Origin of the sequence: Collimonas fungivorans (assembly GCF_028292705.1) — a bacterium.
Lineage (GTDB): Bacteria > Pseudomonadota > Gammaproteobacteria > Burkholderiales > Burkholderiaceae_D > Collimonas > Collimonas fungivorans_B.
Map to the genome: position 1 here is coordinate 1 of NZ_JAQGLV010000260.1, position 9,909 is coordinate 9,909.

The following is a 9,909-nucleotide window of genomic DNA, read 5'->3' on the forward strand; positions in this document are numbered from 1 at the left end:
GCCAACACCATCTCCTAAGATACGCCTGCCCATGGGCGCTGCACTGCGCCCGGTTAACAACACGCATATCAGGATACAAGAAATCGGGATTTTTTATTGGCGCGCGGTCACGCCGCAGTGGTTGCCGGCATGGCAGGTGTGGCGGAGCCGCTGCCGGCCGCGCCCAGGGACATTAAACGCTGCGCCATGCAGAAAGCGAACAGCAGCACGCCGATCACGATCTTGGTCCACCACGAACTCAGGGTGCCGTCGAATGCAATCAAGGTCTGGATCAGGCCCAGGATCAGCACGCCGGTCAGCGTGCCGGCGACGTAACCGTAACCGCCGGTCAGCAAGGTGCCGCCGATCACTACCGCCGCAATCGCATCGAGCTCCGTACCTTGCGCATGCAAGCCATAACCGGACAACATGTAGAACGAAAACAGGACACCGGCCAGGGCCGCGCAAAAACCGCTGAAAGCGTAGACCATCACCTTGGTGCGTCCCACCGCCAGGCCCATCAGCAGCGCCGACTGCTCATTGCCGCCGATGGCGTAGACCGCGCGTCCGAAACGCGTGTAGTGGGCGATGTAAATGGCCAGCCCGAGCATCAGCATGGCGATCACCACGCTAGGCGAAACAAAGGCGCCGAAGACGTCTATGCGCGCCTGCGACAAGGTGACATACAGGGGCTGGTCGATGGTGATGGAATTGATGCTGATCAGGTAGCACAAGCCGCGCGCCAGGAACATCCCGGCCAAGGTCACGATGAATGCCTGCAGCTTGAAGAAATGGATGAGCGCGCCCATCAGGGCGCCGAACGCGCTGCCGATCAGCAGCACGCAGGCGATCACCAGCAGCGGCGGCCAGTGCCACGACTGCAGCAGGTAGGCGGAAATCATGGTGGTCAGCGCCAGCACCGAGCCGACCGACAAATCGATGCCGCCGGATAAGATGACAAAAGTCATGCCGATTGCGATCACCAGCAGGAAGGCGTTGTCGATCAGCAGGTTCAGCACCACCTGCAAGGAGAAAAACCCGGTGTAGGCGAACGATCCCAGGGCGAACATCACGATCAGCAAGGCGACCGTCGCCAGCGACGTGAAATAAGGCGACGACAGTGACTGGCGCAAGAGTTTCATGGTTTTTTACCGTTGACGGAACGTGAGCGCGCAGCGCCGCTAAACAAGCCGCTTCCCAGGCCGCGAAACTCTGGCGATTGCGACAGGCACACTGCGAACACCACTATCGATTTCACCACCATGTTCACCTCCGGCGGCACGCCCATCGAATAGATCGTGTAAGTCAGCGCCTGGATGATCAAGGCGCCGATAACGCTGCCGACCAGGCTGAATTTGCCGCCGGCCAGGGAAGTGCCGCCCAGCGTCACCGCCAGGATCGCGTCCAGCTCCAGCAACAGGCCGGCGTTGTTGGCGTCCGCGCTCTTGATGTTGGAGCTGATCATCAGCCCGGCGACGCCGGCGCAGGCGCTGCAAAACATGTACACGAAAAAGATCAGCGCAGCGGTCCTGATGCCGGCCAGCCGCGCCGCCACAGGGTTGATGCCGACCGACTGGATGAACAGCCCGAGCGCCGTCTTGCGCATCAGCAGCGCCACAATCACGAATACGCCGATGGCGATGAACAGGGAAAACGGTAGACCAAACAGATAGCCGCTGCCGATATAGAAAAACGGCTTGTAATACACCGTGACGATCTGGCCGTCGGTCAGCAATTGCGCCAGTCCGCGCCCGCCCACCATCAGGATCAAGGTGGCGATGATCGGCTGCAGGCCCAGCGTGGCGACCAGGAAGCCATTCCACATGCCACACAGGATCGCCGCTCCCATGGCGGCGGCAATTGCCCACACCATGGGGATGCGGCTTGCGTATTCCGGCACGCCGTTATGCATTTCCATGGTGCCGCCGATCAGCATCGCGGCAACCGTGCCGGAGATGGCCACTACCGCACCCACCGAAATGTCGATGCCGCGCGTCGCGATCACCAGCGTCATGCCAAGGGCGGTCAGTATCAGCGGCGCGGCGCGATTGACGATATCGATCAGGCTGCCGTACAGATGGCCATCCTTCCATTCGAGGCGGAAGAAGCCGGGAATCATGAAAAAATCGATGAGCAACAGCAGCGCCAGCGCCGCCAGCGGCCGCAGCAAGGGGTTGCGCAGCATCACACGCAAGCGCACTGCCGGCGACGGGCCGGTATCGCTCTGCAGCCGGGCGCCGGATAGCGGATCTGGATTCAACGGAATGCTCATTCACACTCCCCGGCGATCACTTGCAATACCGATTCGTCGTCGAGTTCTCCGCGCAGGTATTCGCCGCAGGGTTCACGGTCGCGCAATACCAGCATGCGGTCGCTGCAGCGCAGCACCTCGGGGATTTCGGAAGAAATGAACAGGATCGCCATGCCCTTGTGGCACAAGGCGATTACATGGTCCATGATCTCCTGCTTGGCGCGCACATCGATGCCGCGCGTCGGTTCGTCCAGGATCAGCATGGCGGGATCGGTCGCCAGCCAGCGCGCCAGCAGGGCTTTTTGCTGGTTGCCGCCGGACAGGGAACTGATGGGCGTCTCGATATCGGGGGTCTTGATGCCCAGCCATTTGACGTAATCGCTGGCGATCGCCTGCTGCCGTTTGCGCGGGATCACCCGCAGCAGGCCGGCGCGCGCCTGCAGCGCCAGGATGATGTTTTCGCGCACCGACAGTTCGAGGATTGCGCCCTCGGCTTTCCTGTCTTCCGAACAGAAACCGATGCCGGCGGCGATGGCGTCGCGCGGAGAGCCGAATCTTCCAGGCCCGCTACCACCTTTCATTTGTATGCTGCCGCTGTCGGCCTTGTCGGCGCCGAACAATAGCCGCGCGGCCTCGGTCCGGCCCGAACCGAGCAAGCCGCATAGTCCGAATACCTCTCCCGCACGGAAATCCAGGTCCAGCGGAGCGAGTATTCCTTTGCGTCCCAATCCCCGCGCCTGCAGCACAATTTCGCCGCTGCCCGGCACGCGCACGTCCTTGTCTGCGCTGGCTGCTTCCCTGGCTGGCTGCGACTGCTGGCCGACCATCTTGTTCACCAGTTCGAAACGGCTCAGCGCACTGGCCGGATATTCGCCTTCAAGGACGCCATTGCGCAGCACCGTGATACGGTCGGAAATTTCGTAAGTCTGTTCCAGGAAATGCGTCACGAACAGGATCGCCATGCCCTGCCCCCGCAGCTTGCGCAAGACATCGAACAACAGGCGCACCTCAGCCTCGTCCAGGCTGGAAGTAGGTTCGTCCAGAATCAATACCTTGGCGGAGACGCTTAGGGCGCGCGAAATCGCCACCATCTGCTGGATCGCCAGCGGATACCTGGCGAGCGCGGCGGTCACGTCGATATGGACTTGCAAATCGCCCAGCAGGCGCTGCGCCTGCTGCTGCATGGTTTTCCAGTCGATGCCGCCAAACTTTCTTGGATAGCGGCCGATAAAGATGTTTTCAGCGACCGACAGGTTCGGGCACAGGTTGACTTCCTGGTAGACCGTGCTGATGCCGAGGTTCTGCGCCTCGTGGGTGGAAGACGGCTGCACGACCCTGCCGTCGAGCCGTATTTCACCGCTGTCGGGCGCGTAGACGCCTGTCAGTACTTTAATGAGAGTGGATTTGCCTGCGCCATTCTGTCCCATCAGCGTGTGGACTTCGCCAGGATACAGCCGCAAAGCGACATCGCTCAGCGCCTTGACGCCGCCGAATGCCTTGTATATGCCGTTCAGTTCCAGCGTTGGTGCAACGCCGTTCGCCGCCTGTCCGGCAGCGCCTGTTGCTGTTTTATTCATCCGCTCGCGATCCCGAATTTCTCATGCGAAGCCATGCCTCATTACGATGCATGCCCGATGCGGCGGGCGGGCGATCCGCCCGCCGCACGTGGAAAAGCCTAATACTTACGGTTCGGGAATTCCTTGGCCGCCACTTCAGCCGGGAACACGCTTTCCTCGGTCGTAATGCGCTTGGGGATGGTCTCGCCAGCGAGCACCTGCTTCGCGACCTTCATGAGCTGCGGCCCAAGCAACGGGCTGCATTCGACGGTAACGTTGAGCTTGCCAGCCATCATCGCTTCAAATGCGCCCTTGACGCCGTCGATCGAAATCACCAGTATGTCTTTGCCTGGTTTCAAGCCGGCTTCTTCGATCGCCTGGATGGCGCCGATCGCCATGTCGTCGTTATGCGCGTACAAGACATTGATCTTCTTGCCATCGGTCTTGAGGAAGGCTTCCATCACCTCCTTGCCCTTGGCGCGGGTGAAGTCGCCGGTTTGCGAGCGGATGATCTTCAGTTTCGGATTGGCGGCGATGGTTTCCGCGAAACCTGCCTTGCGGTCGATGGCGGGAGCGGAACCGACCGTACCTTGCAATTCAACGATGTTGATGTCGCCGGCAGGCATGGTCTTGGCTCGTTCCAGCAACCAGCGTCCGGCGCGGCGGCCTTCTTCAACGAAATCCGAGCCGATAAACGTCACGTACAGCGATTTGTCGGCGGCGTCGACTGCACGGTCGGTCAGGATCACCGGGATCTTGGCTGCTTTCGCTTCACGCAGGACGGTGTCCCAGCCCGACTCGACCACCGGAGAAAATGCAATGACATCGACCTTTTGCGCGATGAAGGAGCGGATCGCCTTCACCTGGTTTTCCTGCTTTTGCTGGGCGTCGGCGAACTTGAGCGTTACGCCGGCCTGTTTTGCCGCATCCTTGATCGATGCGGTGTTCGCGGTGCGCCATTCGCTTTCGGCGCCAACCTGGGAAAAGCCCAGGACCAGCGGTTTGTCGGCATAAGCGCTGGAGGTGATCCCGAATCCAAGGCCGAGGCAAAGCGCCGCACCCAATACCGTTCTGCGTGTCATTTTCATTGCTGTCTCCGTTTTTATGTTTGTGTTTTTAGCCAGATAAAACGTGTGAAGAGCGCGACCATCCTAGGACGGAATCCGATTATTTTCAAATGAATTATTTCCCGTTTCAGATACATGTTTAGGTATCGGCCGGCCGGCGCTTCTTTGCGCTGATGAATTCTGGACAAAAAAAAGCCCGCTAACTTTCGTTGCGGGCTGAATCCAAACCTTGAGAGGTGTTGGAGGAGACAGGGACACTATATCGCACTGCAGCATACGAGTCTGCTTGATTGTTGTGATACCAGATATTCATCAACCACATATTGCAGCCGATTGCGAGGCTACTTGCGCGCAGCATCCAGAATCAGGCCGGCCAGGCGCTCGTAGTTGCCGTCGAAATGATGGCCGCCGTGCAGCTTGAGCAGTTTGACGCGGCCGGCATCGAAGCTCGGGCAGGCAGAATCCGTTTCCTCGCTGCCGTAAATGCACATCGCCAGCCCGGCCGGCAGCTTCGCGACTTCGGGCGGAATAGGCAAACCGTCATTGCTGGAACTGACCCAATTGGTCAGGTGGAACTGGAAATCGGCCTTCTTGCCCAGGCCCATCATGGCGATCAACGGCACGGACGCCAGCGCCTTCGCCGACAGGCGGTTGCCGACAAAGGGCAAGACATCAGCCCCTTGCGAATAACCGATCAATACCACCTTGCTTTTTTTCCAGCGCGCCATGTAGAACTGCATCAGGCGCTCCACGTCTTTCGCCGTCGATGCCGGTGTGCGAACGCTCCAGAAATAACGCAGCGAATCGACGCCGACTACCGGCACGCCGCGCTTCGACAGCGCATTCGCCACATCGCGGTCGATGCCGGCCCAGCCGCCGTCGCCGCTGATCAGGATCACCATGGTGTCGGCGTCCGGATTGCGCCCGGACGGCGCCAGCGCGGCCACTTCCACCACCGGCAAGTCGGACACGGCGGCGGGCGGCGCCTGCACTGCTACCGCTTGCTTGGCATTCAGGCTGGCATAGGTCGACTTCAGCTGCGCCAGTCCGTCCTGGCCTGCCGCCTGGACCAGTTCGGCGCCGCCGACGCTAGCCACAAATACTCGGGTGACACGGGCGTCGCAACGTTTGGGCGTTTGCCCATCCAGCAAAACCCGCCACGCGGCGGGCAGCCGGGAAACCGGCAACAAATCCACGCCCTTGCCTTTCGCTACTGCCTTGAAGCGTACGCCCTCGCCCTTGCATAGCGGCTTGCGCAAGCTCAGGGCAGGACAAAATCCGAGCGAGATGGCGCCGCCGAAAGTGCCGGCTGGCGCTTGCGCCAGCATGGCGTAGGCAAAGCTGGCGCCGGAACCTTCTCCCACCAGCAGCGGCGGATAATATCCCGGCACTTTTTCATAAGCCTGCACGAAGCGGCTCAGGTTTTCCAGGTCGCCGTCGGGAAACGCGCAGTCGCCGCCGTCGGCATCCAGGCTGGCGAACAATTGCGGGGTGCTGATGCCGGCCACCAAAGCGCCCTGCTGGGCCAGCGCGCGGGCCTTTTCGGCTGCCCCCTGGTTCCAGCCCGCATCGCCGGACAACAGCAGCACGACGCCATTCACCGGCCCAGCCGGCCTGTAGATTTCAACACTTTTGAAACGGCCATGACTTACGCTGTGATGTGTATCGTCTGCACTTGCAGCGCTGCCGATGAAAGCCATCGCACACAGCGCCAGGCAAATTATTCTTTGCTTCATTTACTGATGGCTCCCTTGAGGCCGCCGCTGATCAGCGCGGCGGTATCGGTGAAAGCGAACACCGGCGCCAGCCCGCCCCTGCTCACCAGGTAGCGCGCCTCCCACACCGGGTCGAACTTGTCCTTGAAATTGCGCAGACCGCGGAAATTGTAGAAACGTCCGCCGTGCATGAACAGCATGCGGCCGAAGCGCTGCCAGCGCGACGCCAGCTGGTGGTCTTTCATGCCCGACATCGGCGCCATGCCCAGGCCGAAGCGCTGGTAGCCCTGTTCCTTGAAATGCAGCATCAGCTGCGAGAACAGGAATTCCATGGTGCCCGGCGGCGCATCGGGCAACTGCCGCATCAGGTCGACGGCGGCTTCCACCCGTAACGCATCCGGACACATCAGGCTGGCAAAAGCGATGATTTTCTGCTCGCGCCGGATCACCGCGACCGGTTGCCGCGAGATATAGGCTTCATCGAAACTGCCCAGCGAAAAACTCTTCTCGCGCGTGTCCTGGTCGGCCAGCCATGCATCCGAGACTACTTTCAGCTGCCCCAGCAGCGGCGGCAACTGCTCCACCGCCAGCATCTCGAAACTCAGGCCCTCGCGCTCGGCGCGATTGACGCCATGCCGCAGATTGGCGCGGCGCGGCCCTTGCAGGCTGAACTGCTCCAGCGGCACGTAAGCCTCTTCGCCCAGTTTATAGACGCGCAAACCGGCGTCGAGATAGAGCGGCAGTGATTGCGGGCGCACCTTGTAGAACGCGACCCGGCCGCCGTAGCCGTCGACCAGTTCGATGAAACGCCAGATCAGTTCCGACCATTCGCGCTGGTCGCCGACCGGATCGGACAATGCTACCCAGGAGCGGTTGTGCTTGGCGAACATGATGAAACTGTTGCCGGAGGCGGAAAACAGCAGGCTCTTGTCGCCCATGAAAGCCAGGCAGGCATCCGCAGCAGGCTGCTTGTTGACGATCTCGGCGGCGCGCTGCAGTTCCTCCTCGGCCGGACGTGCGGCGATGCCGGTGGAACGCCGGAACAGCTGCCACAGGCCCAGCCCCAAAGCCATGATGGCCACCACCATCAAGGTCCGCATCGAACGCGGCGCGTAGTCGTCGAATGCGAATTGCCACCACATGCGGTCGGCGATGTCGATATCGCGATAGGCAAACAGCAGGATCCAGCCGCAAGCCGCCAGCACGCAAGCCACCGCGATCAGCCAGCCAGGCTCGAAGGTTTGCGAAAACAGCGATGAGCGGCGGTCAAACTGCTTGCGCGAAATCACCAGCAGCGAGGCCAGCAGGAACAGCACGATGAATTCGGAAACCGCGATCCCCTTGGGCAGCGCCAGGATGCCGGCGATCACGGTCAGCACCAGCGACGCCCACCACGCCGCATCGAGCCGGTGCAGCAGGCCGCGCGCCAGGAACAGCATCGCCAGGCCGGCGACGCTGCCGATCAGATGCGACGCTTCCACCACAAACAAGGGCACATGCAGCCGCAGCAACTCTTCGGCATGACGGGTGGCCGGCGTCACGCCCGATACCAGCAGCATGGTGCCGGTCACCATGGTCAATGCCGTGAGCAGCCACGGCGACAGTCTCACCGCTGCGCGCGCTACCGGCGCACCGACGCCGGCACGCATCTCGAATGCCGCCAGCAAAATCGTCGCCAGCAGCAGCGGCAACAGGAAATAGATAGCCCGGTACAACACCAGGGCCGCCGCGATCTTGCTGGTCGGCGCGTGGTTGGCGCAAGCCAGCAGGATCACCGCTTCGAATACGCCGACGCCGCCCGGCACGTGGCTGATCACGCCAAGCGCCATCGCTATCGCATAAAACGCGACGAAGGTCGGCAAATCGATGACGCCGCTCGGCAGCAGGAACCACAAGGTGGCCGCCGCCGCGCTCAGGTCCACCGCCGAGATCAGCAACTGGCGCAAGGCCAGGCCGGCTTCGGGCAAACGCAGGTTCCAGCGCCCGAACAGCAGCAAATCGCGGCGCAGGCGGCACAACAGGATAAAAGCGCCTACCCCGAGCAAGACCAGGCAAGCTACCGCACGCAGCAGCCAGCTCGGGATATGCGCCAGCTCCTGCACCTGAGTTGCGCCCCACAGCAAGCCGACAGCACCGAAAGTGGTCATGCCGAGGCCGAATGCACCGGCATTGAAGGCGATGGCTTGCGCCACCTGGGAAGCCTCGACCCCGCTCGCCGTGTACAAGCGCATGCGCACGGTGCCGCCGGTCAGCACGCCAAGGCCGACGGTATTGCCGAGCGCGTAGGCAATGAACGAGGTCAAGCCGATGGTCGTCCCTTTGACCTTGGCGCCGACGTAGCGCAAGCTGGAGACGTCGTAACCGGCCAGCGACAGGTAGCTGACCGCGGTCGCCAGCATGGCCAGCAAAAGATGGCTCAGCGGCGTATGTTTCACCGCATGCACGATGCTGCGGTAATGCACGTCGGCAAGCAGTGCGTACAGGGATTTGAACACCAGTGCGCCCAGCACCAGCACCACCAGCAGCGTGAGCCAGAAGCGCCAGCTTACGCCCGCCTTCTGCACGGCTGGAACGGCGCCAGGCGCCGGAATATCTGTTTGTGACGAGGATGGATGACGTGCCATGGAACCTTTATCATGCGGCCGTCCCTTTCGGGCCAGCCGTTGACCGCATTAACAATAGTTAAGAGCCAGTTTACAAAGCAAGGTTCGCTCCAGCAAGCAATAAACCGATAAAGAAAAACGCCGTAAAAACAAAAAAACCGCACCAGCACAAGGCTAGAAGCGGTTTTTTGTACGTTCTCGAATCACTCAAAAATAACTCGGAACATGTTCTTGGAGGAGGCGGTGGGAGTCGAACCCACGATACAGGTTTAAGCCCATATGCTTCCTTAGCAGGGAAGTGCCTTCGACCACTCGGCCACGCCTCCAAACTCAAAACGGCTATTAACAACGCCGCGTTAAGGACACGAATAATAACTTTTCATGGGGCATTGGTCAATAACGCCACACCAAATTAAGCGTTTTTTTCGTGATTTTTTTCGCGATTCCCTGCGATTAAGCGCTTTCCAGCCCAAAAGCCTTGTGCAAGGCGCGCACGGCCAGTTCCATGTACTTTTCGTCGATCAGCACCGAAATCTTGATTTCGGAGGTCGAAATCATCTGGATATTGATGCCCTCTTCCGACAAGGTGCGGAACATTTGCGAGGCGATGCCGACATGGCTGCGCATGCCGACGCCGACCACCGACACCTTCGACACCTTGGCGTCGCCGGTGATGCTGGCCGCGCCGATGTTTGCCTTGACCTTCTCGTTCAGGACATCCATCGCCTTGGTGTATTC

7 protein-coding genes and 1 tRNA gene are annotated in these 9,909 nt (G+C 60.8%); all 8 read right to left on the minus strand.

Going from position 1 to position 9,909, the window contains the following annotated elements:
• Positions 1-107 precede the first annotated feature (107 nt).
• Entirely contained in the window at positions 108-1,121 is a 1,014-nt protein-coding gene (yjfF, locus tag JWQ61_RS14705; protein WP_304361184.1) for a galactofuranose ABC transporter, permease protein YjfF, read from the minus strand.
• Positions 1,118-2,164: an ABC transporter permease gene (locus JWQ61_RS14710; protein WP_304361189.1), complete on the minus strand. Its 1,047-nt coding sequence runs from the start codon at positions 2,162-2,164 to the stop codon at positions 1,118-1,120. Before JWQ61_RS14710 ends, yjfF begins: the two co-directional genes overlap by 4 nt.
• An 83-nt stretch (positions 2,165-2,247) precedes the next feature.
• The gene (locus JWQ61_RS14715) at positions 2,248-3,807 is read right to left on the minus strand and encodes a sugar ABC transporter ATP-binding protein (RefSeq protein WP_304361185.1); all 1,560 of its coding nucleotides are present in this window, start codon (positions 3,805-3,807) and stop codon (positions 2,248-2,250) included.
• Positions 3,808-3,905: 98 nt separating this feature from the next.
• Entirely contained in the window at positions 3,906-4,874 is a 969-nt protein-coding gene (locus JWQ61_RS14720) for an ABC transporter substrate-binding protein (RefSeq protein WP_120235673.1), read from the minus strand.
• 320 nt (positions 4,875-5,194) lie between these two features.
• On the minus strand, positions 5,195-6,589 hold the full coding sequence (locus tag JWQ61_RS14725) for an AcvB/VirJ family lysyl-phosphatidylglycerol hydrolase (protein WP_304361186.1): 1,395 nt from the start codon (positions 6,587-6,589) through the stop codon (positions 5,195-5,197).
• Positions 6,586-9,192: a bifunctional lysylphosphatidylglycerol flippase/synthetase MprF gene (gene mprF, locus JWQ61_RS14730; RefSeq protein ID WP_304361187.1), complete on the minus strand. Its 2,607-nt coding sequence runs from the start codon at positions 9,190-9,192 to the stop codon at positions 6,586-6,588. The genes JWQ61_RS14725 and mprF overlap by 4 nt, the downstream gene beginning before the upstream one ends.
• A 211-nt stretch (positions 9,193-9,403) precedes the next feature.
• Positions 9,404-9,497, minus strand: a tRNA-Ser gene (locus tag JWQ61_RS14735).
• Between the two features lie 127 nt (positions 9,498-9,624).
• The coding region (locus JWQ61_RS14740; RefSeq protein ID WP_304361188.1) for an ACT domain-containing protein at positions 9,625-9,909 on the minus strand (285 nt) is incomplete at its 5' end.

Coding starts and splice junctions, on each gene's coding strand:
- JWQ61_RS14715 (WP_304361185.1), bottom strand. CDS start 3,807: ATGAATAAAACAGCAACAGGCGCTGCCGGACAGGCGGCGAACGGCGTT.
- JWQ61_RS14725 (WP_304361186.1), bottom strand. CDS start 6,589: ATGAAGCAAAGAATAATTTGCCTGGCGCTGTGTGCGATGGCTTTCATC.
- JWQ61_RS14710 (WP_304361189.1), bottom strand. CDS start 2,164: ATGCTGCGCAACCCCTTGCTGCGGCCGCTGGCGGCGCTGGCGCTGCTG.
- JWQ61_RS14720 (WP_120235673.1), bottom strand. CDS start 4,874: ATGAAAATGACACGCAGAACGGTATTGGGTGCGGCGCTTTGCCTCGGC.
- yjfF (WP_304361184.1), bottom strand. CDS start 1,121: ATGAAACTCTTGCGCCAGTCACTGTCGTCGCCTTATTTCACGTCGCTG.
- mprF (WP_304361187.1), bottom strand. CDS start 9,192: ATGGCACGTCATCCATCCTCGTCACAAACAGATATTCCGGCGCCTGGC.